The organism is Alterinioella nitratireducens, assembly GCF_013155465.1.
GTDB lineage: Bacteria > Pseudomonadota > Alphaproteobacteria > Rhodobacterales > Rhodobacteraceae > Alterinioella > Alterinioella nitratireducens.
On the sequence record NZ_JABJVX010000003.1, the window covers coordinates 38,823 to 64,972 of the forward strand.

The following is a 26,150-nucleotide window of genomic DNA, read 5'->3' on the forward strand; positions in this document are numbered from 1 at the left end:
AGAAAGACCAATTCATGCCGCTTCTCTCGATCTCCGTCTTTCTGCCGCTCCTCGGTGGATTGCTGTTGATGGCGCTGCCGAACAGGTCGGCCCGTATCGCGCATGGCGTTTCCATCGCCACGACCGGGCTGACCTTCCTTGTGACGCTGGCCATCTGGGCGCGGGGCACGCTTCCGGGCGGTTTCGCGCAGGTCGAGGAGATCGCATGGATCCCGGCCATTGGTGCCGCCTACCGGCTGGGCATCGACGGGCTGAGCCTGCCGCTGATCGTGCTGACCTCGCTGCTGTTTTTCCTGTCGGCGATCTATGCCGCGCGGATCACCGACCGCCCGGCGGTCTTTGTCGCGCTGATGCTGATGCTGGAAACCGCCTCGATCGGCACCTTCGCGGCGCTGGATGCGCTCCTGTTCTACGTCTTCTTCGAGGTGTCGCTGGTGGGCATGTATTTCATGATCGTCGGCTGGGGCTATGAAGAGCGCCAGCGCGCCGGGTTGATGTTCTTCATCTACACGCTTCTGGGCTCGCTGCCGCTGTTGCTGGCGATCATCGGGCTCTATCTGGCCACCGGCACCTTTGACATGCGCCTGTGGATCGAGACCCCGCCGCTGACGGGCCTCGCGGCAATGCTGGCGCTGATCGCGATGCTGTTCACCTTCGCGGTCAAGATCCCGAGCTTTCCGGTGCATACCTGGCTGCCGGCGGCCCATGTGCAGGCCCCGACCGTCGGCAGCGTCATCCTGGCGGGCGTGATGCTGAAATTCGGCACCTATGGCCTCGTGCGCTTCGCATTGCAGATGACGCCTGACGCCTTTGCGCGGGCCGGTCTGGTGGTGCTGGCCTTCGGCGTGTTCAGCGCGCTTTACGGGGCTTTCGTCGCGCTGGCGCAGTCGGATCTGAAGAAGATGATCGCCTACACCTCGGTCAACCACATGGGCTATGTGGTGATCGGCGTGTCGGTGGCGGCGCTGACGCTGGACCCCGATCTGCGGGCGGTTGCGCTCAATGGGGCCACCTTGCAGATGGTCAGCCACGGCATCGTCACCGGGGCGCTGTTCTTCCTTGTCGGCATGTTGCAGTCGCGCGCCCATAGCCGCGAGATGGCGGATTTCGGGGGGTTGCTGGGGCAGGTGCCGTGGCTGGGCTGGGCATTTATCCTATCGGCCTTCGCCTCGCTGGGACTTCCGGGGCTGGCGCATTTCCCGGCCGAGTTCCAGATTTTCCTGGCCACGCTGAACGCGCAGCCCTGGGCCATCGTCGCGATCATTGCCATCGTGGTGACGGCGGGTCTGTATCTGCGCGCCATCGCGGCGGTATTCCTGGGCGAGCGGAACGAGAAATGGGCGGCGATGCCCGATCTCGACCGGGGCGAGATGCTGGCCATCGTGCCGCTGCTTGTCCTCATCATCGTGATCGGGGTCGCGCCATCGTGGTTGCTGAACATGATCGACGCGACGATGCGGGCGCTGCAATTCTGATGGCGCGCGACCTGTCATTTCTGTTTCCCGAGCTGCTGCTGGCCTCCACGGTGGTGCTGATGCTGGTGGCCGAGATGCTGCGCGCGCCGCGTCTGGCGCTGGCGTTCGGGCTGATCGGGCTGGGCCTGTCCACCGCGCTGACCCTTCCGCTGCTGGAGGCCGATACGAGCGTCTTCGGCGGCACCTACCGCGTCGATCTGCTGTCGGGCTGGGCCAAGCTGATCTTGCTGCCGGGCACCGCGCTGGCGCTTTTGATGACGCGGGCCGAGATCGCCGGGAAGGACCGCGAGGGCAGCGTTTATGTGCTGCTGTGCCTGGTGACGCTGGGGGCGCTGATGCTGGCGGGCGGCGGCGACATGATGCTGCTGGTCCTTGGTGTGGTGCTGACGGGGCTGGGATCCTTCGCGATGGTGGCCTGGCCGCGCGACGATGCCGCGACCGAGGCAGCGATGAAATACCTGGTCTTCGGGGCCGTCACCGGATCGGTGATGATCTACGGGCTGACCTTCTGGTTCGGTGGTGCCGGATCGACGCTATTTTCCGAGCTTGGTGCGCTTCAGGACAAGCCGCTGATTGCGCTGGCGGGCCTGGTCGCGGTGCTGATCGGGCTGGGCTACAAGGCGGCGCTGGTGCCGTTCCAGTTCTGGGCGCCTGACGCCTATGACGGCGCCCCGGTCTCGGTCGCGGCGTTCCTGTCGGTCATCACCAAGGTGGCCGCGATTTTTGCCTTCGCGCAGGTGCTGCGCGATCTGCCGGTCGCCACCGGCTGGCCCGTCGTCGTCGCGCTGATCGCGGCGGTGACGATGACATTCGGCTACCTGGCGGCCCTGGTGCAGAGCAATGTGGTGCGGCTGCTGGCCTATTCCTCGGTGGCGCAGGCGGGCTATTTCATGCTTGGGATCGTAGCGCTTGGCACCAGCCCGCTGGCCCTGCCATCGGTGATCGTGTTCGGCGCGGCCTATGTGGCGATGAACCTCGGGGCCTTTGCCGTCATCATGGTCGCGGGGCGCGATCTGGACGATTTCAAGGGGTTCGGCCGCGCGCGCCCGGTGATCGGCGTGGCCATGGTCGTGTTTCTGCTGTCGCTCACCGGTATTCCGCCGCTCTTCGGCTTTGTCGGCAAGGTGCTACTGTTCGGGGCCGCGATCGAGGCGGGCTATCTGTGGCTGGCGGTGATCGGCATCCTCAACAGCGTGTTGGCGCTGGCGGTCTATCTGCGCATCGTGGTGCCGATGTATCAGGCGCGCGAGGGCGAAGCGGTTCGGGCGGAGGTCGCGCTGCCGCTATTGGTCGTGCTCGGGGCGACCGCGCTGGTCACGGCGCTGATGGGGCTGTTCGCGGGGGTCTTTCCCGGCTGAATCAACCGGGCGATTGTGACGCCAGGAGCGTCACGACTTGAGAGCGACCGCAGCGGATGCAACCGCGATTGCCACGTTCGCCCCAAACGGGGCAAGGGTGCGAGACAAACCGGGCTTTCGCGGCCCCCGCACCAATGTCAGGCCCGGGCCAGCGACCCGTGACAATAGCAGCCATGAATGGCAGAAGATTAAGCCAAGTACCCACGGAGGGACTGCTGAAGCCCGTGACGAAAGGAGTCAACGATGCGAGATTTGCTTGAAGATTCCGGTTGGATGACCCGGTTGGGCGTTTTTGCGACGCTCTTTCTTGGCATGGCGTTCTTCGGAAGTGGAACGCCGACTGCGAAGATCGTCACCGCCGAGTTCCCCTTGTTCCTGGCGCCGTTTTTGCGACTGCTGGCGGCAGCGATACTGACCACTCCACTGCTGATCGCCTATCGGAAGGAACTCCATGAAATCAGCAAGAGCAACTGGCTGCTCATCGCAGGTATCGGGTCGATCGGACTGGTCGCTTTCAGCCTCTTTCTGATGACCGGAATGAAAATGGTGAGCGGGGTCATTGGCGCGATGGTGATGAGCCTCAGTCCTGCCGCTGTTGCGGTCGGTGCCTCCGTTTTCCTGGGCGACCGACTGGGCCCCCGCAAGCTGATCGCGGTTGCGTTGTCTGTCTCTGGCGTTGTGATCATCAATCTCGCGGGCGAGTCGCTGCAGGCGCAAAGCCTTTCGACGATGGTTCTGGGAAGCCTGCTCGTTTTCGGTGCCGTCTGCAGTGCCACGGCCTATTCGCTCTTTGCCAAGAAGGCGACAAAACAGGTGAGGCCGGTCCTGCTCATACCTTTGGCGGCGTGGATTGCGACACTGCTTTTCGCGATTCCAGGTCTTTATCAGGCGGCCAACTTCGACTTTTCACAGCCGACGCTCGAACACTGGATCGCGCTTCTATGGTGGGGGATCGGCCCTTTCGGTATCGGGACCATGCTGTGGTTCGCGGGATTGGCGCGCGTGCGGGCCAGCATCGCCTCCGGTTTCATGGGCGTCATGCCGGCAAGCGGTCTGGTTGTTTCCTACGTCTGGCTTGGCGATCCATTCTACTGGATTCACGTGATGGGCTTCGCCTTCGTTCTCGGCGGTATCCTTATGGTGGCTTGGGCGCATCAAGTCGGCGAGAAGAGAGCCAAGGAAAAGGGAAAGGAATTCAGCGGATACAGCACATATCCATGCTGACTGGAATCATGCGACACCGTTCGTCCGCAAGCCTGGCGCAAAAGGTTCGGATGCGTCCGTTTTTCGGCTGGACCGCGTCGATGTAGGATCCAACTTCCCAACCGCGAAACATGTCCAGGAAACGAAGCGGCGACGGCGCAACTGCCGAAAGCCGTGCAAGCCGCGAAGCTCGTGTCATTATCAAGGATGTCGCACGGTTTGCGCCAAAGCTCTGATCGGGCTTTTTATGCAGTGATCGAGTCCGCCATCCGCTCCGCCTTTCCGGGATCGAGCAGCGCGCCGATTTCGGCATATGCGCGGCGGGTGGCCACGGCCCCCGCGGCGATGCAGTGGCGCTTGTGTCCGAACTCGAGCGTCCCGATCGACTGCCCGAAATCGGGGCGGATCACCAGATCGGCCTGGGCGAAGCGCAGGTTTGCGTGTTCATACTGGCAAACCTCTATCGACCGCAGCATCGCCTGCATCCCGTTTTTCGGACCTGCGGCGTTCTCGGGCTGGCTCGGGTCCACCGCGATCACCACCTGCGCGCCGGTGGCTCTTGCCACGTCGATCGGCGCGATGTCGGCATAGGCCCCGTCCATCAGCACATGCGGCCCATCGACCAGGGGCGGCAATATTCCCGCAAGTGCAGCACTGGCATAGACGTAATCCGTGGCGCGGCCCTTGCCGAACACCACGCGTGTCCCGGTCAGCATATCCGTCGCGCAGACATGGATCGGGATGCGGCCATCCTCAAGATTCCCGCCCCGGGTCAGGCCGGACAGGACACGGCGACCCCATGTTTCGGTGCGCGCGCCAACGCCCCAGCCGAAATACATGTCCCGCGCGGCAAGCAGAGCCATCCAGAGCCCCCGCATCCGGGCGGTCAGACCCGGCAGGCGAAAATCCGGGGTCGCGGGAAACCCGCTGGTGTCCATTTCCACCAATGCGTCGTACCAATCGTCGTTCAGGGCATAGGTGGCCCCCACGACCGCCCCCATGGATACGCCCACAATGGCGCTGGGAACATAGCCTCGGGAGGCAAGCGCGCGCAGCACACCGGCATGCGACAGGCCCCTTGCCCCGCCGCCACTGAAGACAAGGGCAAAGGATTTGTGGGCCTTGCCGCGCAGCCTTGCCGGTCCCGTCACTGTCCAGCCTCCATTTCAATGCCTCTCTCAAGTCTTCAGGACTGACGCTGAACGCGGCAGATCGTTACGCAACCGGACAGGCCCCATGGGTGCCAACCCGAGGCGGTGGAGACGCCAGGCGGAAAGCGTCCGGCCATTTCCGCCCATCTGCCGGTGTAATGCCCGAAGCCGGGACGCGTCTATTACCCAAACATCCAAACGGTCGGTCCCGACCGCAATGAAAATGGACTGGAGCCGAAATTGAGAACATTGACCCTTGAGGTCCGCGGGCTGTTCGAGGAACTCGATCACCTCGCGGTCGAACGCCATTTGTCGGCCCTGGGCGGCGTGCACCGCGCCGAAGCGAACCCGGCCTCGGCCAGCGTGACAGTCCACTATGACGAGACGGTGCTGGGCGAGGGCGCGCTGCGCGAGGCGATCGAATCCTGCGGCTTCCACTGCACGGGCGAACGGGTTCCGAACCATGTCTGCAAGATGGACCACTCGGGCCATGACGGCCATTCGGCGCATGGCGGAAAGGCCCCTGCCGGCCATGACGCGATGGCGCATGAGATGGGCCATGGCGGCGGCATGGACATGGCCGGGATGGTCCGCGACATGCGCAACCGCTTCTGGGTGGCGCTGCTCTTCACCATCCCGATCTTCATCTATTCGCCGATGGGGGGCATGTTCACGCCGCCCGCGCCGCCTTTCGGTCTGCGGCTGGACCTGTGGCTGTTCTTCCTGGGCAGTGCCGCGATCATCTGGCCTAGCTGGCCGTTCTTCGTCGCCGCCTGGCGGGCCTTGCGCAACGGCATCCTGAACATGGCGGTGCTGGTCGTGCTGTCGGTTGGCACGGGCTATGTGTTCAGCGTCGGCTCGACCTTCTTCTTTCCCGGCGTGCAGTTCTACGAGGCCGTGGCGGTGCTGCTGGTCTTCATCCTGCTGGGGCACTGGCTGGAGATGCGCGCGCGGGCAGGGGCCTCGGCGGCGATCCGGGCGCTTCTCGATCTTGCGCCGCCGATGGCGACCGTCATCCGCGACGGGCAGGAAGTCGAGGTGCCGACCTCGGACGTGCTGGAGGGCGAGGTCGTCCTGATCCGGCCCGGCAACAAGATCCCCGTCGATGGCGAGGTTATCGAAGGCACGTCGTTGGTGGACGAATCCATGCTGACGGGCGAATCCATGCCGGTGAACAAGGCCGTGGGCGACACCGTGATCGGCGCCACGATCAATAAAAGCGGCAGTTTCCGCTACCGCGCCACCAAGGTGGGTGCCGATACCGCGCTGGCGCAGATCGTCAAGCTGGTGCAGGAGGCGCAGAACTCCAAGGCGCCCGCGCAGCTTCTGGCCGACCGCGCATCGCAATGGCTGGTGCTGATCGCCATCGTGATCGGGCTTGCGACCTTCGCGGTCTGGTTCTGGTGGATCGGTTCGCCGCTTCTCTTCGCGCTGACGCTGACGATTACCGTTTTCGTGATCGCCTGTCCCGATGCGCTGGGGCTGGCCACGCCGATGGCGGTGATGGTCGGCACCGGGCTGGGGGCGCAGCACGGCATCCTGTTCAAGAACGCGGGCGCGTTGGAAGACGCGACCAAGCTCGATGTGATCGTTTTCGACAAGACCGGCACCCTGACCATGGGCCAGCCGCGCGTGGTCGAGGTGGTGTCCGGTGAGGGCAGCACCGAAGATGATGCGTTGCGGGCCGCGGCGGCGGTCGATCGCGGATCGGACCACCCGCTTGCATTGGCCATTGTCGAGCGCGCCGCGGATCTCGACGTGCCGCAGATGGCCGGGTTCCTCAACCTCGAAGGCCGGGGCGCGCGCGCCGAGATCGCAGGCGAAACCGTGCTGGTCGGGAACCGGCGGCTGATGGACGAGGAAGGCATCGACATAGGTTCCCTGACCGCCGAGGCCGAACGCCTCAAGGGCGAGGGCCGCACCGTCGTGCATGTGGCGCAGGCGGGCCGGATGCTGGGCCTGATCGCCATTGCCGACGCACCGCGCCCGAGCGCCATGGCCGCCGTGGCCAAGCTGCGCGAACGCGGCGTCGAGGTGGCGATGCTGACCGGTGACAATGAAGGCACGGCGCGCCGCATCGCGGGCGAGTTGGGCATCGACATGGTGCTGGCCGACGTGCTGCCGGGCCAGAAGGCCGAGAAGGTGAAGGAGCTTCAGGCCCAGGGCAAAAAGGTCGGCATGGTCGGTGACGGCGTCAACGACGCGCCCGCGCTGACCCAGGCCGATGTCGGCTTTGCCATCGGCGCGGGCACCGACGTGGCGATGGAAAGCGCCGATGTCGTGCTGATGAAGAGCGATCCCTACGATGTCGTGGGGGCCATCGAGCTGTCGCGCGCCACCTTGCGCAAGATGCACCAGAACCTGTTCTGGGCGGTGGCCTACAACGTGATCGCCTTCCCGATGGCGGCGGGCGTGTTCTACCCGCTGATCATCAGCCCCGCCGTCGCGGCGATTGCCATGTCGGGCAGCTCGGCCCTGGTCGCCGTCAACGCACTGCTGCTGAAACGGACCCGGCTGGAAGGCATTGGCGCGGGCAAGGCCGCCGCCAATGCCGCGAAGACGGGCCAAGGCCCGCTGCACGCGTCGCATCCGCAGAAATCACATTGAAAGAGGGGGACTCGATATGTCTGACACATCGACCAAAACACCGGACGGGCAGGGCATGGCGGCGCGGTTTCCGACCGCCTACACGATCCTGTTCGGTCTGATCATCGTCGTCGCGGCGCTGACCTGGATCATCCCGGCGGGCCAGTATGACCGCGCCATGAACGAGGAGGTGGGCCGCGAGATCGCCGTGCCCGGCACCTACCAGGAGGTCGATCCCAACCCGCAGGGCTTCGTCGATGTGATGCTGGCACCGGTCGCCGGGTTCTACAATCCCGACAGCTATGCGGCCAATGCCATCGACGTGGCGCTGTTCGTGCTGCTGCTGGGCGGCTTTCTGGGCGTGGTCAACGCCACCAAGGCCATCGACACCGGCATCCAGACCGCGATGCTGCGCCTGAAGGGGCACGAGATCTGGATGATCCCGATCCTCATGTCGCTCTTTGCGCTCGGCGGCACCACCTATGGCATGGCCGAGGAAACGCTGGCCTTCTACGCGCTTCTGATCCCCGTGGTGATCGCGGCGGGCTACGATTCCGTGACCGGCGTGGCGATCATCCTGATCGGCGCCGGGATCGGCACGTTGGGCTCGACCATCAACCCCTTCGCCACGGTGATCGCGTCGGACGCGGCGGGCATCCCGTTCACCGACGGTATCGCGCTGCGGCTGGTCCTTCTGCTGGGCGGCCTCGCGATCTGTGTGGCCTATGTCATGCGCTATGCCGCGAAGGTCAAGGCCGACCCGAAACGCTCGGTCGTGGCCGCGCAACGCGACAGCGACCGGCAGTTCTTCCTGAACGAGACGGATGCCGAGCTCACCGAACCCAAACTGACCGGCACCCAGAAACTGGTCCTGGTCCTGTTCTTCGCCACTTTCGCCGTGATGATCTGGGGCGTGTCGAGCCAGGGCTGGTGGATGGCCCGGATGGGCGCGCTGTTCTTCGGCATGGCCATCGTGGTCGGGCTGGTCGCGCGTATGGGGGAAAAGACGCTGACCGCGTCCTTCGTGGATGGTGCCAAGGATCTGCTGGGGGTGGCCCTGGTGATCGGTCTGGCGCGCGGCATCGTCGTGATCATGGAGCAGGGCCTGATCGCCGACACGATCCTGAACAGTGCCGCCGACACGCTTGGCGGCCTGCCCCAGATCGCCTTCATCAACCTGATGCTCTGGATCGAGATCGGGATGAGCTTTCTGGTGCCGTCCTCCTCCGGCCTTGCCGTCCTGTCGATGCCGATCCTCGCGCCCCTGGGGGATTTCGCGGGTGTCGGGCGCGATCTGGTCGTCACGGCCTATCAATCGGCCAGCGGGCTGGTGAACCTGATCACGCCGACATCGGCGGTGGTGATCGGCGGTCTGGCCATCGGGCGCGTGTCGTTCGACCGCTGGATCGTCTTCATCTGGCCCCTGCTGCTGATCCTCGTCGTCTTCATCTCGGCCGGGATCAGCCTGGCCGCCATTCTCTGATTAGCAAAGGAGGCATCCGAGATGTCTGAACCGAAACTGGGCGTTCATTCGGAAGTGGGCAGATTGCGGCAGGTGATCGTATCGCCCCCCGGCCTGGCGCATCGCCGCCTGACGCCGGACAACCGCGAGGATCTGCTGTTCGACGATGTGTTCTGGGTCAAGCAGGCGATCAAGGATCATGCCGTCTTTGCCGACATCATGCGCGGCGAGGGGGTCGAGGTGCTGGACGCCATGGCGCTGCTGGGGGAGGTGCTGGAGATGCCCGAGGCGCGCAAATGGGTTCTCGACCACCGCATCACCCGCAATGACGTGGGCGTCGGGATGCGGGACGATCTGCGGGCCTGGATGGAATCCCTGCCCGGAGCCGAGCTTGCGCGGTTTCTGGTCGGCGGCATCACGGTGGACGATCTGCCCTTCACGCCCTCGGGCATGTTCGGCAGTTACCTCGGCCCCAACGGCTTCGTGCTGCCGCCGCTGCCGAATTTCATCTTTACCCGCGACAATTCGGCCTGGGTCTATGGCGGCGTCAGCCTGAACCCGATGCATTTCGCGGCGCGGCGGCCCGAAACCCTGCTGATGGCCGCCGTCTACCGGTTCCACCCGACATTCGCGGGGCAGGCGCGCATCTGGTTCGGCGATCCGACGCGCGAATTCGGGACGGCCACGCTGGAAGGCGGCGACATCATGCCCATCGGCCACGGTGTCGTCATGGTCGGCATGGGCGAACGATCGACGCCGCAGGCGGTGGGCCAACTGGCCGAGGCGCTGTTCGAGGGCGGCGACGTGACCCGCGTCATCGCCTGCCAGATGCCCGCCTCGCGTGCGGCGATGCACCTGGATACCGTCTTTACCCATTGCGGCGGCGATGTCGTGACCACCTTCAAGGAGGTGGCGGATGCCATCACCTGCTACGACCTGCGCCCCGGCGCGGGCAAGGCGCCGCTCGATATCCGCCGCGATGCCCGTCACCTGTTCGAGATCACCGCCGAGGTTCTGGGCCACAAGACGCTGCATCTGGTCCCCACGGGCGGGTCCGATGCGGCCGAGCAATCGCGCGAACAGTGGAATGACGGCAACAACGTGCTGGCGCTGCGCCCCGGCGTCGTCATCGGCTATGACCGCAACGACGACACCAATGCCGCCTTGAGGGAGGCCGGGATCGAGGTGCTGGCCATTCCCGGTGCCGAACTGGGCCGGGGCAGGGGCGGCAGCCATTGCATGAGCTGCCCGACCATCCGCGACGCAATCTGAACCATCCGACGACAAGGAAACCCCATGTCCTACAACCTGCGAAACCGCCATTTCCTGACCCTGCGCGACTTCACGCCCCAGGAAATCGGCTTTTTGCTGAAGCTTTCCGCCGACCTGAAGACGGCGAAATACGCGGGCACCGAGGTGCCGCGCCTGACCGGCAAGGAAATCGCGCTGATCTTCGAGAAGGACAGCACCCGCACCCGTGTCGGCTTCGAGGTGGCGGCCCATGATCAGGGCGCGCATGTGACCTATCTTGGCCCCTCGGGGTCGCATCTGGGCAAGAAGGAGACCGTCAAGGACACCGCCCGTGTGTTGGGCCGGGTCTATGACGCGATCGAGTACCGGGGCTTTGGCCAGCCCATTGTCGAGACATTGGCGAAATACGCGGGCGTGCCGGTCTATAACGGGCTGACGGACGAGTTTCACCCGACGCAAATCCTCGCCGATTTCCTGACCATGCAGGAACATTCCGACAAGCCGCTGCGCGAGATCGCCTATTGCTTCCTGGGCGACGCGGGCAACAACATGGGTGACAGCCTGCTGATCGGCGGGGCCAAGATGGGCATGGATGTGCGGCTCTGTGCGCCCGAGAGCCTCTGGCCCGATCCGGCGATCCGTGACGAGGCCGATGTCATTGCCGCCGAAACCGGCGCGCGGATCGCGCTGACCGAGGATGTTGACGCCGCCGTGGCAGGCGCCGATTTCATCTACACCGATGTCTGGGTGTCGATGGGCGAGCCGAAGGAAAAATGGGCGGAACGGATCGAGCTGCTGACGCCCTACCAGGTCAATGCCGACGTCATGGCGAAGACCGGCAATCCTTGCACCAGGTTCATGCACTGCCTGCCCGCCTTTCACAATGCCGAGACCGAGGTCGGCGCCGAGATCGAAAAGTCATTCGGCATCACGGCGATGGAAGTCACCGAAGAGGTGTTCGAAAGCGCGGCCTCCATCGTCTTCGACCAGGCCGAGAACCGGCTGCACACCATCAAGGCCGTGCTCGTCGCCACGCTGGGGAGCTAGCCGATGCTGGTCGTTGCAGCCCTTGGGGGAAATGCGCTGTTGCAGCGCGGAGACCCCCTGACCGCGCAAATCCAGCGCGCGAATGTCGCCACCGCGGCCGCATCGCTGGCGCGGATCATCAAGGCCGGTCACCGGCTGGTCGTGACCCATGGCAACGGGCCGCAGATCGGCCTGCTTGCCTTGCAGGGGGCCGCCTACAAACCCGATGAGGTGTTCCCGCTGGATGTGCTTGGCGCGGAAACCGACGGCATGATCGGCTACATGATCGAACAGGCGCTTGAGAACGCCCTGGGCCATGACCGCCCGGTCGCGACCCTGCTGACCCAGATCGAGGTCGATCCCAAGGATCCGGCTTTTGCCAGGCCCACCAAGTTCATCGGCCCGGTCTATGACAAGGCCGAGGCCGAACGGCTGGCCGAGGCGCGGGGGTGGAGCATTGCGGCCGATGGCCAGCATTGGCGCCGCGTGGTCGCCTCGCCGATGCCCAGTGACATTCCCGACCTGAAGGTGCTGGAACTGCTGCTCGAACAGGACGTCACGCTGATCTGTGCGGGCGGCGGCGGCATTCCGGTTGTCCGGCGCGCCGACGGATCGCTGATCGGGATCGAGGCGGTGATCGACAAGGATCACGCGACGGCGCTTCTGGCCCACAAGCTGAAGGCCGATGCGCTGTTGCTGCTGACCGATGTCGAGGCGGTGTTCCGCGGTTTCGGCACCGAGGCACAGTCCGCGATACGGCGGGTATCGCCCGAGGACGCGGTGCGCCTCGACCTGCCCGAGGGGTCGATGGCGCCCAAGGTGGCCGCCGCCGCATCCTTCGTCTCGGGGCGCGACCGCTACGCCTGCGTGGGCCGCCTGGAAGATGCGCTTGCCATGCTGGAAGGCCGCGCGGGAACGATGATCGCAAACACCTGAAAACCAAAGGAGGATTATCCATGAAACGTCTGAAAGACAAGGTCGCCCTGATCACCGGGGGTGCGGCGGGTATCGGTCTGGAAACCGCGCGCCTCTTCCTGGGCGAAGGGGCCAGGGTCGCGCTTGTGGACCTCGACGATGACGACCTGTCGGATGCCGCGCGGGATCTGGGCAACCCGGACGACCTGCTGACCATCGCGGCCGATGTCTCCTCGGTCGAAGACAGCAAGAGATATGTCGCGCAGACCGTCGAGGCGTTCGGGCGCATCGACGTGTTCTTCAACAATGCCGGGATCGAGGGCAAGGTCGCGCCGCTGGTCGATCAGAAGATCGAGGATTTCGACCGTGTACTGGCGGTCAATGTGCGCGGCGCGTTCCTCGGGCTACAGCATGTCCTGCCGGCGATGATCGGGCAGAAATCCGGCAGCGTGATCAACATGTCGTCGATTGCGGGCCTCAAGGGCAGTCCGAATGTCGCGCCCTACATCACCTCGAAGCATGCCGTCGTCGGCTTGACCCGCGCCGCCGCGATAGAGGCTGCGGGCCACAATGTGCGCGTCAACTCGGTGCATCCCTCGCCGGTCAACACGCGGATGATGCGGTCGCTGGAGGAGGGGTTCAATCCCGGCCACGGCGAGGAGGTGAAGCAACAGCTTGCCGGCACGATCCCGCTGGGCCGCTATGGCGAAAGCCTCGATATTGCCAATCTGGTCCTGTTCCTTGCCTCGGACGAATCCGCCTTCATCACCGGGGCGCAATACCCCGTCGACGGGGGCATGGCGGCGGGCTGATCGGATCTCTGCCCATAGGGGGTCGGAACCCGCCGCCGGGGGCCGTCAGGTCGCCGTGAGCGTTCCGACCCCAAGTGCTGCGTTCGTGCGCGCAATCGACGCCGATGCGTCGCGCTCGGCCTCGGTCAGCGCGCGGATCGCGTCGATGGTTTCGGGGATCACGATGGCCTGGTTGTCGACCATATATGCATAGAACAATTCGTCGCCCTCGACCGTGAGCATGTCCTCCCACAGCGCGACCTCGTAGAGGCTGTCATTGGGGCGTCCGAGATCGGCCATCATCTCCTTGACCGCGTTGAGCGCGCCAAGGCCCTCCGACATTTTGATCAACGCGATGCGCGAGGAGGCGCGGAACGCGTCAAGCACTTCGTCCCTGGAGGCATTGTGCGGCATCCTGACCGACCAGTAGTGCAGATGCGCAAGCGTCTGCGGCACTTTCACGGCCATGGTGATCACGTCGAGATCGGGATCGACGCTTTGCGCATCCGGGCCCTGATGGCTGGGGATCTCGGGCTCGGGGACAAGCGTGTTCATGATCCCGCCCAGATGGCTTTCCCACGGGTCGGTGGCGCGGCGCAGCAGCGTTCCGCGCGCCGCGCTGAGCAGCTTGGCCCGCTTGAGCGCCCCCAGCGTGCGCACGATCGAGGTCGTGTTGCAGGAGACGACGCGAGTGCTGTCGCGCCCGATGGCGCTGGCGTAATTCGCTTCGGCGACGAAGGAATGGCCTGTCACCTCGTGCTTCTCGCCGCCATGAAGGATGAACCGGATTCCCGTTTCGCGGTAGGTCTCGACATTGCGCGCGGCGACTTTCTTCGGTGTGCAGTCCACCACGATATCGGCGGAGCCAAGCAGGTCGTCGAGACCGCCCGCCACGTCGAGACCGGCCGCGCGCATGGCCGGGGCGCGATCCGGATCGGCCGCATAAAGCGCGAAGCCCTTCGCGCGCGCCATCCGGGCCCGCCAATCGGCGGTGACATCGGCCACGCCGGCCATCTCCATGTCATTCTGGACGGCGACAGCGTCCGCCACCCGTTTGCCGATCACGCCGTAGCCGTTCACGGCGACCCTGATCCGTTTTTCATCTGTCATGACGCTCTCCTCGTGTCTGTATCGGACGACATGTTACCCGCAATCTGCCCCGCCTCGGTCTCGGCGATATAGTCGCGGGTCAGTGGAACGCTGTCGCGGCGTTTGGCAAGCTGGATCTGGAAGACCATCAAGCGGCCATTCCGGAACGCCATTTCGCAGGCGGCCAGATAGAACTCCCACATGCGGCAGAACCGTTCATCATAGAGCTTGCGCGCGGTCTCGCGTTCCTGGCCGAACCGCTCGGACCAGTGCCGCAGGGTCTCGGCGTAATGCAGGCGCAGAACCTCGACATCCGTGACCCACATCCCCGACCGCTCTGCCGCCGCGATGGTTTCGGACAGGGTGGGCAGATAGCCGCCGGGAAAGATGTATTTGCGGATCCACGGATCGCTGCCGCCTCTGGGTGCCTTCGTGCCGATCGCATGGACAAGGGCGACCCCATCGGGCCGCAGAACCCTTTGCAGGGTGGCAAAGAACGCGTCGAACCCGCTGCGGCCCACATGTTCGAACATGCCCACCGACACGACGCGGTCATATTGTCCGCGCTCTTCGCGGTAATCGCGCTGCTCGAACGTGACATGATCGGACAGGCCCGATTGCGCCGCGCGGTCGCGAGCGGCGGCGATCTGTTCGGCCGACAGGCTCAGGCCGGTGACGCGGGCGCCATGTTGCCGTGCAAGCTCCATCCCCAGCCCGCCCCAGCCCGAGCCGATATCCAGAACCTCCAGTCCGGGCCGCAGCAGCAGCTTTGCCGCGATATGCCGTTTCTTGAGCGCCTGGGCCTCCTCCAGCGTTTCGTCGCCGGTGGGGAAATAGGCGCAGGAATATTGCCGGTCCGCGTCGAGAAAAAGGTCATAGAGGTCGGTCGAGATGTCATAGTGATGCGCCACATTGGCGTGCGACCGGCGGATCGGATTGTGATGCAGGCTGCGGGTCCGAAACCCATCCAGCCAGCGGGTCAACCGCCTGCCGGGCAATGCGTCGACGGCATCCATCTGCGTCATGCAGATCGACAGCAGGTCGCGCAATGTGCCCGCCTCGATGCGCAGCGTCCCGTCCATATAGGCCTCGCCCAGTGCCAGGCTGGGATTCGCAAGCAGCCGCGCAGGCAGCGCCCTGTCGGTCAGACGGATCGACACGGAAGGGCCGCCGCCGGGGCCGAAACGCCAGGTCTCGCCAAGGGGATCGAACACGGTGAGACGACCGGTTCGCACGAGGTGGCCAAGCGATCTGGCAAGCAACCACATGCCCGCCCGCGCCGGCGCGAGGCGCCCGCGTCCGGTTCGGCCCCCCTGATGTTCATATCGCTGATCGTGAGAGGTTTCGCCATTGGACATGATTGCTTGCTCCATCCCGCTATTCTTCCAAAGGCGGCATCAACAGCCGCTGCCTGGTAGAACAGACGAAGGACGGGAATGTTCATTACAGAGCGACGGTCTACGAACCCGGCGGATGGCGTGGAAGACTGGACATAGGCTGGCAAAACCCTTGCAAGACTGATCGGCGTGTGCGCGCTGACAGATCGTAGTCCACGATCGGCGAATTGCGTTGATGCCGGAAAGAGAAGGCCCGCGCATCCGGGTTCAGTCCGTCGTTTGGGCCCCGGCATCGTCTTTCAGCGCCTGAAAGCGCGCGCGCGCCTTTTCCGCCGCGTCGCAATCGCAATCGAGAAAGCCATGAACGGGGCAGGTCAGGCACATCTGTTCCAACCTCGTCTTCAACGCCTGTCGACCCCGGTGGAGACGGACGGTGAGGTTGTTCAGCGTGATGCCAAGGTCTGCGGCGACGGCCTCGCGCGGCTGCTCCTGAAGATCGACGCGCCAGATCACTTCCGCGTATTCCGGCTTGATCGTCGGCAGCAGTTTGTAAAGACAATTGCAAATCGCCTCGTCGAGTTCTTCGTCGAACCCGTCTTGGATGTTGTCCAGGTCGGTTGGGGCCATCACCACCTCCCTCTGACGCTGCCGACCAACCTTGCGACCGTAGTCAGCGATTGACGACGCGAGGATCTGGCTGAGCCAGCCACGCACGGCGCGCACATCGCGAAGCTGCCCGGAGCGGTCGATGGCGCGCAGCATGAACACTTGCAGGACTTCTTCGGCGGCGTCTGCGTCACCAAGCCGTCGAAGCAGGAAATGCTGGATATGCCGACGACCTTCCAAAAGCGCACGACGCACGGCGGCATCCGCGGCCTTGGCGGGTGAATCGGGCCGATCTTCTGTGGAAGAGCGGTGTTTTCCGTCCTCATTCATATTGCACCTCTGTGGAGTACGACGCCGAAGCGCCGGAAACGTTACAACGTCAGGGTGTTTCGCTTGCTCCGATTGCGTGCGGTTCTGTCATTGCTTTGCCGAGGCTCGAAGAATCGGAGGCTCGGTCAGCGCCCTCTGGCCTTTCCGGTGTAAGACTTAGGCGGGCGCAACGTCCTTTTACTTCGCCCCCAAGTTGGCACATCGGAAGATTTCCGCAATTCCTGCCATTTCTGATCCAGACAAGGAAACTCGATGTCGCCAACCGTCATATCCAAGATCGTTCTGGCCATGTTCCTGTGGGCGGCGTGCTTTCCGCTGATCACCGCGGGGCTGCAATACGCGCCGCACCTGACCTTTGCGACGATGCGGGCAGGTCTGGCCGGCGCGGCTCTGGTGGGGTTGGCCATGATCTTGCGTCGGCCATTTCCGCGCGGCGGACGCATCTGGGTGACACTGGCAGTCGTCGGCCTTGGGGCGACCAGCCTGGGGTTTCTGGGCATGTTCCATGCGGCGGAATTCGTGTCTCCGGGCCTCGCCACCGTCATCGCCAACACGCAACCCCTGCTTGCGGCGATGCTTGGCGTCGCGTGGCTTGGCGAGCGCCTGCCGAGGATCGGCTGGATCGGCCTGTCGGTCGGCTTCGCGGGGATCATCGTGATCGCCCTGCCGCAACTGCTGGACGGGGGGCAGGACGGCTCGGCCATCGGCTTTGCCTATATCGTTCTGGCGGCGGTTGGCGTGACCATCAGCAACGTGGCGATCAAGTCCATCGCGGACAAGGTGGACGGGCTTTTCGGAATGGGGGTGCAACTGCTTATCGGCAGCGTGCCATTGGCCATCGCGGCCTTCGCGCTGGAAGATCCGACCGCGGTTCAGTGGAACGCGGTCTTCACGCTATCCTTGCTGGGGCTGGCCCTGTTCGGCTCGGCGCTGGTGTATTGGGTCTGGTTCTCGGTCTTGGAGGAGGTCGAGCTGAACCGGGCGATCGTGTTCAGCTTTCTGGTCCCGATCTTCGGTCTTACAATCGGCGCGCTGTTCTTCGGGGAACGTCTGTCCGGCATTCAGTTTTCCGGTATTGCGCTGGTCGTTCTGGGGATCGTGTTCGTCAATCTCAAGGGCAGGCCACAAGGATAGTCGTGCCGCGCCGAAGGGAAACCTGACGCCGGAAGGATGCAGTGCGACATCCTGCCCATCCCGTCACCGCCGAAAGCCACCTTGCCGTAGACTGACAGAAACCCCATGTCGTTCAGTGCGGCGCGACGGGCTGCGACGCGTTTGATCCATGTCAACGCCCGCCCGCATTGAAACTGCAAAATGCAACAGTCAGACCATCGTTGCATGACAGCGCAAGATGCGCGGAAAGGGCAGGGACATCATGGCATCGCAAGACAGTCGCAAGCGGGAGGTGTCCGGCACTTCGCCGGAACGCGCGCTGTTGGACGGGCGCGGCGCGTTCATGGGGTTCCTGGTCAAACGGCTTGGCAACCGCGCCGATGCCGAGGATGTGTTGCAGGAGTTCTGCATCCGGGTGCTGACGCGCAAGGATCAGCTCCGCGATGTCGACCGGATGGATGCGTGGCTCTACACGATCCTGCGCTCCACCCTGAACGACCACTACCGCAAGGGAACCCGGCGCAGCCGTCTGGCGGCAGCGGCGGCGCGCGAACCCGAAGACTGGATCGCCGACGCGCCCAGTCAGATGGCGCGGCTATGCACCTGCCATGAGGGGTTGATTTCCGAACTGCGCCCGGCGGAGTCCGAACTGATCCGGCGCATAGATTTCGGCGAGGAGGATCGTGAGACCGTGGCGGCCGATCTCGGACTGACGCGCAACGCCCTCGGTGTCCGGCTTCACAGGGCGCGCACTGCCCTGCGCGAGGCGCTGACGGCGCATTGCGGCTCATGCTGCCGGGAGGATCGCGAGGATTGTTCCTGTCCGCCCAGAGGCTGCGCGAACGTCGTACACGAAACCGATTGCGAAGACGTGGGACAGGAACACTGATCGCCCTGTCGGCGGGTCTGTAACGATTTCCTTCTTCCGGCGTCTTCTTCTGTGACCAAGCCCGAAGGCTCAACCACAGGAGTCGCCTAGCCATGCCACGCAAGACGATGGATCGGAAATCAGGGGGAACCCGTCACTCATCATCCGACGACGATGATCTTCGGATCTTGTTCTCGCAAATGACCTGTGCCTGTGCCGAGACCTGCGGGCATGCCGACGCCCCGATGGCGCGGGCGTTGTTCAACCGGGTCGAAATGATGAACCAGCCCCCGTCACTCGCGGCGCGCGCTTTGGACATCGAGCCCGGCGATGCGTCCTATCTGCTGACCGGTCTGCGCGAGGATGTCGCGGAGGATCTCGTGCTTGTGATGCTCGCTGGAAGACCTTCCGGCACAGACCCCCAGTCAAGAGGAAACCGAACATGAACAAGAGCCTGCGCCTTGCGATGGAGACGCCCGAACGCGCCTCTGCACCTGTCGCTGACGATGTGGGCACGGGCGCGCAGACGCCCTATGCCCAGGACGCCTTTGAACGCTGGATCCTGTTCCTCGACACGCTGCGCGAACGCGCCGACAACATGATCGCGCATGAGCGGCAGGACATGCCACCGCTGCTGGATTTCGACTACGAGCTTTTGCTTGACGCCCGCAGTTTCGAACGGCCCGCCAACTACGCGCTGCTCAGGATCACGCGGGTGGGAGAGGATTGCTGGGACGATTGCGTGGACGAGGCCAAGCCGCCGGTGATCGTGATCGACCCGCGCGCCGGGCACGGGCCGGGCATCGGCGGGTTCAAGCGCGACAGCGAGGTCGGCATGGCGATGCACGAGGGCCACCCGGTCTATTTCGTGATCTTCTTTCCCGAGCCGGTGCCGGGTCAGACCCTGGCGGATGTGCATTATGCCCTGCGCGATTTCGTCTCCGAGGTCGCACGCCGCCACCGGGACACGGCGCCCGTGCTTTACGGCAACTGCCAGGCCGGTTGGGCCGCCACGCTGCTGGCCGCCGATTGCGAGGGGCTCACGGGGCCGATCGTGCTGAACGGCTCACCGCTCAGCTACTGGTCGGGCGAGGCGGCAAGCAGCCCGATGCGGATGATGGGCGCGCTGACCGGCGGGGCCTGGGCCGCGCATATGATCTCGGATCTGGGCGACGGGCGCTTTGACGGCGCGTGGCTGGCGCAGAACTTCGAGACCCTGCAACCGGAAAAGGCGATCTGGGACAAATACGCGACCCTCTTTGCCCATGCCGACACCGAGCGCGAAAGGTTCCTGGAGTTTGAACGCTGGTGGAACGGCTACTACACGCTCAGCCGCGAGGAGATCCTCGCCATCACGCAGAACCTGTTCATCGGCAACAAGCTGGAACAGGGCGAGATGCAGCTGGACGATCATTGCACCATCGACCTGAGGCGGATCGAAAACCCGATGATCATCTTCGCCTCCGAGGGCGACAACATCACGCCGCCCGAACAGGCGATGGGCTGGATCGCGAAACTCTATCCCGACACCGACGCGCTGAAGGCGGCGGGGCAACGCATCGTCTACATGACCCATGGCCATGTCGGCCACCTCGGCATCTTCGTCTCGGGCTCGGTCGCGCGGCTCCAGCATCGGGCGATCCTGGAAAGCCTGGACAAGGTCGAGGCACTGGCGCCGGGGCTCTACGAGATGGTGATCGACACCCCCGCGGGCGACCCGGATTGCGAGACCGGCGACTTCACCGTGCGCTTCGTGCCACGCGAGGTTCATGATCTGCGCATCGCGTCGGAGGATGCGGCACTGGCGCAGGTGGCGCAGGTCTCGCGGATCAACGAGGCGGCCTATTCGGCCTTCGTCAGCCCCTGGCTGCGGGCCGCGACCAGCCCGGCCAGCGCCGAGGCCCTGCGCGCCCTGCATCCGATGCGCTGGACGCGGACGCTGTTTTCCGAACGGGTGAACCCGTGGATGGCGCTGGTCAAATCCACCGCCGAAACGCTGCGCGAGACGCGCGACCCCTTGCCGGAAGACCACCTTGCGATTGTCACCGAACGCGCGCTGTCGGCGCGCACCGGCGAGGTTCTGGGCGCATGGCGCAAGGGGCGCGATGCCTGGATCGGCCATGTCTTCGGCGCGATGTTCGGCCCTTTCCCCGTCATCACGGCACCTGCACAGGCGGACCATCCGGACGCCGCATCACAGAAGGAGTGAACGATCATGGAATGGCTTTCCGAGAACTGGGTCCTGGTTCTCCTCTTCGGCGGAATGGCCGCGATGCACCTTTTCGGGCACGGTCATGGCGGGCACAAACATGGCAAGAGGGCCAGGCGTCAAGCCGCGGTTGAAGAGAAGACAGGCAGGCCCGCCGGTTCCGACGCGGCGTCCGAAGATGCCTGATTTCGCCGAATGCTGCGATCCGGCCGAACTGCTCGACCTGTCCGGCCGCAAGGGCCTGGTGGTCGGCATCGCCAATGATCGCAGCCTGGCCTGGCCCGCCGCCCTGCATTTCCGGCAGGCGGGGGCGGATCTGGCGATCACCTATGTCGACGCGCGCACCAAACCCTTTGTCGCGCCACTGGCCGAACGGCTGGAGGCCCCGATCCTGCTGCCCTGCAACGTGAAGGAGCCGCACGAGCTCGACGCCGTTTTCGACGCCATCGCCCGACGCTGGGGACAGCTCGACTTCATCATTCATGCCGTGGGCAGCGTGCCGCCCGCCGACCTGCATGGCCGCCTGACCGATTGCTCGGTCGAGGGGTTTTCCGACGCCATGTCCGTATCGGTTCACTCGCTGATCCGCATGGCGCATCTGGCCGAGCCCCTGATGAAAGGCGGCGGTAGCCTGATCACGCTAAGCTATCTCGGCGGCGAACGCGTGGTGGAAAACTACAACGTGATGGGGCCGGTCAAGGCCGCGCTGGAAGCCACGGTGCGCTATCTGGCGCATGAACTGGGCCCCGCCAACATTCGCGTCAATGCCATATCGGCGGGGCCCGTCATGACCCGCGCGGCGTCTGGATTGACCGGCTTTTCGGGGCTGCTGGACGCGACCGCGCGCGCCGCCCCCCTGCGCCGCAACATCGAGGCCGACGAGGTGGGCCGCGCCGCCTTGCTGTTCGCCAGCGACTATACCAGCGCCATCACGGGCGAGGTGCTTCATGTCGATGCGGGCGTTCATGTCGAAAGCCCGGTCTTTTCGGCCCGGACAAAGGCCAAAACGGAGGAGTCAGGATGAGCCAGACCAGCAACGAGACCAATCAATCGCCCCCGACCGGGCGCCGCGATTTCCTGTATTATGCAACAGCCGGGACCGGCGCGGTTGCGGTGGGCGCGGCGGTCTGGCCGTTGATAGATACGATGAACCCCACGGCCGACGTCGCCGCCGCCGGGACGGTCAGACTCGATCTTTCCGGCGTCGAACCCGGCCAGAGGATCACCGTGAACTGGCAGGGCCGCCCGGTCTTCGTCTGGCGCAGGTCGCCGGACGCCATCGAGGCCGCGCGAGCGGTCGAGCTCGACGACCTTCCCGATCCCATCGACTTCCCGCGCGAGAATCCGAACGCAAGCGGCGAAGCGCCTGCACTGGATGAAAACCGCACCGCGGACGCGGCTGGTGAATGGCTGATCGTCATCGGGGTCTGCACCCATCTGGGCTGTATTCCCCTGGGCCAGAACGGGACCGGGGTGGGCGAGTTCGGCGGCTGGTTCTGCCCGTGCCACGGATCGCATTACGACACATCGGGCCGGATCCGTAGGGGACCGGCGCCGCGCAACCTCGACATCCCGCCCTACACGCTCGGCGATGACCTGCAACTCGTCATCGGCGTCTGACCGGCGTATCATCCGATAGTCCAAGAAGGAGACCATGACATGCAAGCCAAGGATATCATGACAACATCGGTGATCTCGGTTCCGCAGGACGGAACGGTGGAGGACGCGGTGCGCCTGATGCTGGACCACCATATCAGCGCGCTGCCCGTCCTCGACGACCAGGGCCGCCTCAAGGGACTTCTCAGCGAGGGGGACCTGATGCGGCGCGTGCGCGACACCGAAAGCCCGCGACGGTCGTGGTGGCTCGAAATATTCGGCGGCACGAGCAATACCGCCAGGGATTTCGTGAAACTCAAAAGCAACCGCGTCGAGGATGTGATGACGCGCGATGTCGTTTCGGTCGAGGAGGACACGACTGTCGCCCGGATCGCGCGCCTTCTGGAAAAGCACCGGATCAAGCGGGTGCCGGTGCTGCGATCCGGTCAGGTGGTCGGCATTGTCAGCCGGGCGAACCTGCTGCATGCCTTGTCGGCGCTGCGCGACAGGGTGCTGCCGGAGCCGTCTGAGGATGACCGCCTGCTTCGTGTGAAGGTTGAAAAGGCCCTCAAGGATGTGCCGGGCGCAACCGTCAACCTGATCAACTACACGGTGGAAGACGGGACTGTCTCCGTCTGGGGCGTCGCCGACAGCGATTTCCAGGAGAACGCAATTCGCGTCGCCGTCGAAAACCTGTCCGGTGTCCGCAAGGTCGATGTCAACATGGGCCGGCTGCCGGCCTGGGCCTACGGGATCTGATCGCCCGTCATTCCGGGCGGCTTGGTGGATCGCCAATCCTTGTAATGTTTTTCCTCGGACCGCGTCTTTGGAACGAAGCCAAACAAAAGGAGGTCCAGATGGACGACCGTTCCCCTTCCCAGACCCAAGACACCGCGCTGCAGGAACAGGGCGGATGCTGCGGGGGCAAGTCCCACGCGCAGCCCGGTGCGGATGTCGAACCGAAACGCGCGGAGGCCACAAAGGCAGAACCGGCCAAATCCGGCTGCTGCTGCGGCCATAGCTGAGGCCGGGCCTCGCGGGATGGGCGTCTTGCAGATGTCGCGCCCATCCTGAACCGGTGCCATCCGGGGCGTGCGCGCGCCCGCGCCCCGGATCGTTCACGAACAAGACTGGAGCAAGCCATGATACCTATCCTCTATTTCACCGCCGTCGCGGCGATCCTGTTCCTGGCCCTGCGCATGACGTGCGGGGCCTGCGTCATGGGGACGAATGACGGGACGGGGCGCGCCTATCTGCCCGTGGTGCCCCTGGGGTGGGCCTTGAGCCTGTTCCTGGTGCTGACCTACCTTGTGTGCATCGCCTTCGATCTGATCTTTCCCGGCTACGCGATGTACGAGATCTGGTCCGGCCTGCTGCCCGGTTTCGACTGGCTGACGCCGTTGGGCTTCACCATCGGCCTGGTCGAGAGCTTTCTCTACGGCTGGTATGCCGCGCTGATCTTCGGCGGCCTTTTCAACGCCTTCGCGGGCAGGGGGGCCGGGGCCTGACCCCGACCGCCCGTCCCGGATTGCGCCTCCTCGATGCCGCGGGGGCGCAGCCGCGATCGGGCCCGTCCGATGGCCGAACCGGGGCCATCCCGGGCCAGTTGCGGCCCCAGGCGGTTGCGACCGCCTCACGCCCCACCATCAACTTGGTCAAACCGCAAGGCGATAACGCTATTGTAAAATCCGCGCCAGTTGCCATCTTTGACGTTTGGCGCTTGAATGCGCCCGGCGGTGTCGATGGATGACACGGCCCTTCGGGACAATGAACGACAAGGTCAGGGCTAGAGGAGAGAAGCACGGTGATTGGAATTTTGGCTCAGAGGTCGTGGTGGCAGCGTCATCTGATCGTGATCGTCCTTTCCGCGGCCGCCACCGCCCTTGTTCTTTACAGCCGCGCCGAATGGTCGGCGATGCACCGCTGGAACCGGGCCGTTGGCGACGTCTCGCTTGTCCTGGTCGCGATGGCGATGGCGATCGGCCCCCTGTCGCGGCTCTCGCGCAGGGTCGCGCGCCTCACACCCTACCGCAGAGAGCTTGGCATCTACGCGATCCTGCTGGCGCTGGTCCATGCCGTCATCATCTTGTTCGGCTGGGTATCCCTGGACCTGATGCGCCTGTTCGGCTTCGAATTTCACCCCCAGCTTCAGCAATATGTCATGGTCAATCACGGCTTCGCGCTGGCCAATCTGATCGGCATTGTGGCGCTCCTCTACGGGTTCGTTCTGGCCATCACGTCGAATGATGCCAGCATGCGTTGGCTCGGCAATAGCGTTTGGAAATTCGTCCAGCAGGGGACATATATCCTCTGGTGGCTGTCGGTGCTGCATACGGCCTATTTTCTGTTCGTGCACTTTCTGGACTTCCATCGCCGGACGCCGGACCCGAACTGGGCACAGTGGCCCTTCGTGGTCCTGGTCGGGACGGTCGTGATGCTTCAACTGGCGGCATCGACCCAGACCTGGCGCAAGGTTCGCGGGCCGGTGCAGCGCGCGTCCAATTCCTCGTGAGGGGGAATCGCGGGGCACAGCCTGTTCCGCGCCCCCGCGGGTCTCGCGCCTCCGGGGGTCACGCGACCGCCCGGCGCGCATCTTGCCGTCGCCGAGCGGCCCTGGTCTGATCGAGCTTGCCAATCCGGCCCTTGCCCGGACCGCGCCGGGGTGGTTTCCCCGCCGCGCACATATCGGCTATAGGGTGGCCTGCGGGGCCACCGGGGGTCTGGAGGCGGGAAACGGACATGCGTGGAGGCGCAGGCTCCTGAAGAGCCGGCAGTTTGAAGACACAGGAAATGCAGATAGAGAAACACGCCAGATTGTCCATAGCCCCGATGATGGACTGGACCGACTGTCATTGCCGCTATTTCCACCGGCTGATGACGCGGCATGCGCTGCTCTATACCGAGATGGTCACCGCGCCCGCGCTCATTCATGGCGACCGCGACCGGCTGCTGGGGTTCGACCCGGCGGAACATCCCGTGGCGCTGCAACTGGGCGGCTCGGACCCGCATGACCTGGCCCAGGCGGCGCGGATCGGGGCGGAGTTCGGCTATGACGAGATCAACCTCAATGTCGGCTGCCCCTCGGACCGGGTGCAATCTGGGGCCTTCGGCGCGGTGCTGATGGAGCGCCCCGGCCTGGTCGCCGATTGCGCCGCTGCGATGATCGCCGCAAGCCCCGCCCCGGTCACCGTCAAATGCCGCATCGGTGTCGATGACCAGATCCCGGAGGAGGTGCTGCCCGCCTTCCTGCGCACGGTCAGCGCGGCGGGCGTCACGCGCTTTGCCATCCATGCGCGCAAGGCCTGGCTGCAAGGGCTCAGCCCCAGGGAAAACCGCGACATCCCGCCGCTGAACTATCCGCTGGTTCATGCCATGAAGGCCGAATTTCCGCATCTTCACCTCTCGGTCAATGGCGGCGTCACCAGCCTGGCCGAGGCGCAGAGCCACCTCGATGCGGGCATGGACGGGGTGATGATCGGCCGCGCGGCCTATCACGAGCCCGCAAACACGCTGCTCGACGCCGATGCCACGATCTTCGGCGCAGGCGAGTCTTCGAAGACCGCCGAGGACATCGCCCGTGCCATGCTGCCCTATATCGAGCGCCACCTGTCGGCAGGCGGTCGGCTGAACCAGATCACCCGGCACATGTTGGGCCTCTTCGCGGGCCGCCCCGGCGCGCGGCACTGGAAACGCACGCTGTCGGAACGCGCGCATCTGCCCGGCGCGGGGACGGAGGTGATCGAGGCCGGCCTCTCCGCCATCCGCCAATTCGCCGCCTGAGCGC

The 26,150-nt window shown here is 64.8% G+C and carries 25 protein-coding genes; 21 read left to right on the forward strand and 4 right to left on the reverse strand.

Going from position 1 to position 26,150, the window contains the following annotated elements; genetic code table 11:
* The first annotated feature begins 14 nt into the window (after positions 1–14).
* The 3 genes from HNS34_RS05865 (at position 15) to HNS34_RS05875 (ending at position 4,057) form a co-directional block, all read left to right on the forward strand.
* Complete coding sequence (locus tag HNS34_RS05865) at positions 15–1,475, forward strand: complex I subunit 4 family protein (RefSeq protein WP_172319012.1); 1,461 nt, start codon at positions 15–17, stop codon at positions 1,473–1,475.
* Entirely contained in the window at positions 1,475–2,833 is a 1,359-nt protein-coding gene (locus HNS34_RS05870; protein ID WP_172319014.1) for an NADH-quinone oxidoreductase subunit N, read from the forward strand. The genes HNS34_RS05865 and HNS34_RS05870 overlap by 1 nt, the downstream gene beginning before the upstream one ends.
* A gap of 243 nt (positions 2,834–3,076) precedes the next feature.
* The gene (locus tag HNS34_RS05875; RefSeq protein WP_172319016.1) at positions 3,077–4,057 is read left to right on the forward strand and encodes a DMT family transporter; all 981 of its coding nucleotides are present in this window, start codon (positions 3,077–3,079) and stop codon (positions 4,055–4,057) included.
* Between the two features lie 224 nt (positions 4,058–4,281).
* Here HNS34_RS05875 and HNS34_RS05880 read toward each other — a convergent pair whose 3' ends face one another.
* Entirely contained in the window at positions 4,282–5,187 is a 906-nt protein-coding gene (locus tag HNS34_RS05880; RefSeq protein WP_172319018.1) for a patatin-like phospholipase family protein, read from the reverse strand.
* A 249-nt stretch (positions 5,188–5,436) separates the two neighbouring features.
* Here HNS34_RS05880 and HNS34_RS05885 point away from each other — a divergent pair, with 249 nt between their 5' ends.
* The 6 genes from HNS34_RS05885 to HNS34_RS05910 are packed head-to-tail and all read left to right on the forward strand — an operon-like array spanning position 5,437 to position 13,239.
* Positions 5,437–7,794: a heavy metal translocating P-type ATPase gene (locus HNS34_RS05885; RefSeq protein ID WP_235952636.1), complete on the forward strand. Its 2,358-nt coding sequence runs from the start codon at positions 5,437–5,439 to the stop codon at positions 7,792–7,794.
* 16 nt (positions 7,795–7,810) lie between these two features.
* Positions 7,811–9,256: a YfcC family protein gene (locus HNS34_RS05890; RefSeq protein WP_172319022.1), complete on the forward strand. Its 1,446-nt coding sequence runs from the start codon at positions 7,811–7,813 to the stop codon at positions 9,254–9,256.
* Between the two features lie 21 nt (positions 9,257–9,277).
* On the forward strand, positions 9,278–10,507 hold the full coding sequence (locus HNS34_RS05895) for an arginine deiminase (protein ID WP_172319024.1): 1,230 nt from the start codon (positions 9,278–9,280) through the stop codon (positions 10,505–10,507).
* Positions 10,508–10,531: 24 nt separating this feature from the next.
* The gene (gene argF / locus HNS34_RS05900) at positions 10,532–11,533 is read left to right on the forward strand and encodes an ornithine carbamoyltransferase (RefSeq protein ID WP_172319026.1); all 1,002 of its coding nucleotides are present in this window, start codon (positions 10,532–10,534) and stop codon (positions 11,531–11,533) included.
* 3 nt (positions 11,534–11,536) lie between these two features.
* The gene (arcC, locus tag HNS34_RS05905; protein ID WP_172319028.1) at positions 11,537–12,448 is read left to right on the forward strand and encodes a carbamate kinase; all 912 of its coding nucleotides are present in this window, start codon (positions 11,537–11,539) and stop codon (positions 12,446–12,448) included.
* 20 nt (positions 12,449–12,468) lie between these two features.
* Positions 12,469–13,239, forward strand: coding sequence for an SDR family NAD(P)-dependent oxidoreductase (locus HNS34_RS05910; protein ID WP_172319030.1), 771 nt, complete (start codon positions 12,469–12,471; stop codon positions 13,237–13,239).
* A gap of 45 nt (positions 13,240–13,284) precedes the next feature.
* On the opposite strand, the gene HNS34_RS05915 is transcribed toward HNS34_RS05910, so the two are convergent.
* From HNS34_RS05915 to HNS34_RS05925, 3 genes are all read right to left on the reverse strand, one after another.
* Complete coding sequence (locus HNS34_RS05915) at positions 13,285–14,328, reverse strand: type II glyceraldehyde-3-phosphate dehydrogenase (RefSeq protein ID WP_172319032.1); 1,044 nt, start codon at positions 14,326–14,328, stop codon at positions 13,285–13,287.
* Positions 14,325–15,521 carry a cyclopropane-fatty-acyl-phospholipid synthase family protein gene (locus HNS34_RS05920; RefSeq protein WP_328700472.1) on the reverse strand — a complete coding sequence of 399 codons (1,197 nt, stop codon included), beginning with the start codon at positions 15,519–15,521 and terminating at the stop codon, positions 14,325–14,327. Before HNS34_RS05920 ends, HNS34_RS05915 begins: the two co-directional genes overlap by 4 nt.
* Before the next feature lie 390 nt (positions 15,522–15,911).
* On the reverse strand, positions 15,912–16,580 hold the full coding sequence (locus HNS34_RS05925; protein WP_172319036.1) for an RNA polymerase sigma factor: 669 nt from the start codon (positions 16,578–16,580) through the stop codon (positions 15,912–15,914).
* 252 nt (positions 16,581–16,832) lie between these two features.
* On the opposite strand from HNS34_RS05925, the gene HNS34_RS05930 reads away from it, so the two are divergent.
* The 12 genes from HNS34_RS05930 to dusA all read left to right on the forward strand — a co-directional run bounded on the left by HNS34_RS05930 (position 16,833) and on the right by dusA (position 26,146).
* Complete coding sequence (locus HNS34_RS05930; RefSeq protein ID WP_172319038.1) at positions 16,833–17,714, forward strand: DMT family transporter; 882 nt, start codon at positions 16,833–16,835, stop codon at positions 17,712–17,714.
* A 241-nt stretch (positions 17,715–17,955) separates the two neighbouring features.
* Positions 17,956–18,582, forward strand: coding sequence for an RNA polymerase sigma factor (locus HNS34_RS05935; RefSeq protein ID WP_172319040.1), 627 nt, complete (start codon positions 17,956–17,958; stop codon positions 18,580–18,582).
* A gap of 92 nt (positions 18,583–18,674) precedes the next feature.
* On the forward strand, positions 18,675–19,007 hold the full coding sequence (locus tag HNS34_RS05940; protein WP_235952637.1) for a hypothetical protein: 333 nt from the start codon (positions 18,675–18,677) through the stop codon (positions 19,005–19,007).
* A complete protein-coding gene (locus HNS34_RS05945; RefSeq protein ID WP_172319042.1) occupies positions 19,004–20,770 on the forward strand; it encodes a DUF3141 domain-containing protein in 1,767 nt (588 codons plus the stop codon). The genes HNS34_RS05940 and HNS34_RS05945 overlap by 4 nt, the downstream gene beginning before the upstream one ends.
* 6 nt (positions 20,771–20,776) lie before the next feature.
* The gene (locus HNS34_RS05950) at positions 20,777–20,956 is read left to right on the forward strand and encodes a hypothetical protein (RefSeq protein ID WP_172319044.1); all 180 of its coding nucleotides are present in this window, start codon (positions 20,777–20,779) and stop codon (positions 20,954–20,956) included.
* Positions 20,949–21,794, forward strand: coding sequence for an enoyl-ACP reductase FabI (gene fabI / locus HNS34_RS05955; protein WP_172319046.1), 846 nt, complete (start codon positions 20,949–20,951; stop codon positions 21,792–21,794). Before HNS34_RS05950 ends, fabI begins: the two co-directional genes overlap by 8 nt.
* Positions 21,791–22,390 carry a ubiquinol-cytochrome c reductase iron-sulfur subunit gene (gene petA, locus HNS34_RS05960; protein WP_172319048.1) on the forward strand — a complete coding sequence of 200 codons (600 nt, stop codon included), beginning with the start codon at positions 21,791–21,793 and terminating at the stop codon, positions 22,388–22,390. Before fabI ends, petA begins: the two co-directional genes overlap by 4 nt.
* Before the next feature lie 39 nt (positions 22,391–22,429).
* A complete protein-coding gene (locus HNS34_RS05965; protein WP_172319050.1) occupies positions 22,430–23,125 on the forward strand; it encodes a CBS domain-containing protein in 696 nt (231 codons plus the stop codon).
* 98 nt (positions 23,126–23,223) lie between these two features.
* Positions 23,224–23,391, forward strand: coding sequence for a hypothetical protein (locus tag HNS34_RS05970; protein WP_172319052.1), 168 nt, complete (start codon positions 23,224–23,226; stop codon positions 23,389–23,391).
* Positions 23,392–23,508: 117 nt separating this feature from the next.
* Complete coding sequence (locus HNS34_RS05975) at positions 23,509–23,874, forward strand: hypothetical protein (RefSeq protein WP_172319054.1); 366 nt, start codon at positions 23,509–23,511, stop codon at positions 23,872–23,874.
* Between the two features lie 296 nt (positions 23,875–24,170).
* Complete coding sequence (locus HNS34_RS05980; RefSeq protein WP_328700473.1) at positions 24,171–24,878, forward strand: ferric reductase-like transmembrane domain-containing protein; 708 nt, start codon at positions 24,171–24,173, stop codon at positions 24,876–24,878.
* A 278-nt stretch (positions 24,879–25,156) separates the two neighbouring features.
* On the forward strand, positions 25,157–26,146 hold the full coding sequence (gene dusA, locus HNS34_RS05985) for a tRNA dihydrouridine(20/20a) synthase DusA (protein ID WP_172319056.1): 990 nt from the start codon (positions 25,157–25,159) through the stop codon (positions 26,144–26,146).
* The last annotated feature ends 4 nt before the right edge of the window (positions 26,147–26,150 follow it).

Coding starts and splice junctions, on each gene's coding strand:
- HNS34_RS05865 (WP_172319012.1), top strand. CDS start 15: ATGCCGCTTCTCTCGATCTCCGTCTTTCTGCCGCTCCTCGGTGGATTG.
- HNS34_RS05870 (WP_172319014.1), top strand. CDS start 1,475: ATGGCGCGCGACCTGTCATTTCTGTTTCCCGAGCTGCTGCTGGCCTCC.
- HNS34_RS05875 (WP_172319016.1), top strand. CDS start 3,077: ATGCGAGATTTGCTTGAAGATTCCGGTTGGATGACCCGGTTGGGCGTT.
- HNS34_RS05890 (WP_172319022.1), top strand. CDS start 7,811: ATGTCTGACACATCGACCAAAACACCGGACGGGCAGGGCATGGCGGCG.
- HNS34_RS05895 (WP_172319024.1), top strand. CDS start 9,278: ATGTCTGAACCGAAACTGGGCGTTCATTCGGAAGTGGGCAGATTGCGG.
- argF (WP_172319026.1), top strand. CDS start 10,532: ATGTCCTACAACCTGCGAAACCGCCATTTCCTGACCCTGCGCGACTTC.
- arcC (WP_172319028.1), top strand. CDS start 11,537: ATGCTGGTCGTTGCAGCCCTTGGGGGAAATGCGCTGTTGCAGCGCGGA.
- HNS34_RS05910 (WP_172319030.1), top strand. CDS start 12,469: ATGAAACGTCTGAAAGACAAGGTCGCCCTGATCACCGGGGGTGCGGCG.
- HNS34_RS05915 (WP_172319032.1), bottom strand. CDS start 14,328: ATGACAGATGAAAAACGGATCAGGGTCGCCGTGAACGGCTACGGCGTG.
- HNS34_RS05925 (WP_172319036.1), bottom strand. CDS start 16,580: ATGAATGAGGACGGAAAACACCGCTCTTCCACAGAAGATCGGCCCGAT.
- HNS34_RS05930 (WP_172319038.1), top strand. CDS start 16,833: ATGTCGCCAACCGTCATATCCAAGATCGTTCTGGCCATGTTCCTGTGG.
- HNS34_RS05935 (WP_172319040.1), top strand. CDS start 17,956: ATGGCATCGCAAGACAGTCGCAAGCGGGAGGTGTCCGGCACTTCGCCG.
- HNS34_RS05940 (WP_235952637.1), top strand. CDS start 18,675: ATGCCACGCAAGACGATGGATCGGAAATCAGGGGGAACCCGTCACTCA.
- HNS34_RS05945 (WP_172319042.1), top strand. CDS start 19,004: ATGAACAAGAGCCTGCGCCTTGCGATGGAGACGCCCGAACGCGCCTCT.
- HNS34_RS05950 (WP_172319044.1), top strand. CDS start 20,777: ATGGAATGGCTTTCCGAGAACTGGGTCCTGGTTCTCCTCTTCGGCGGA.
- fabI (WP_172319046.1), top strand. CDS start 20,949: ATGCCTGATTTCGCCGAATGCTGCGATCCGGCCGAACTGCTCGACCTG.
- petA (WP_172319048.1), top strand. CDS start 21,791: ATGAGCCAGACCAGCAACGAGACCAATCAATCGCCCCCGACCGGGCGC.
- HNS34_RS05965 (WP_172319050.1), top strand. CDS start 22,430: ATGCAAGCCAAGGATATCATGACAACATCGGTGATCTCGGTTCCGCAG.
- HNS34_RS05970 (WP_172319052.1), top strand. CDS start 23,224: ATGGACGACCGTTCCCCTTCCCAGACCCAAGACACCGCGCTGCAGGAA.
- HNS34_RS05975 (WP_172319054.1), top strand. CDS start 23,509: ATGATACCTATCCTCTATTTCACCGCCGTCGCGGCGATCCTGTTCCTG.
- dusA (WP_172319056.1), top strand. CDS start 25,157: ATGCAGATAGAGAAACACGCCAGATTGTCCATAGCCCCGATGATGGAC.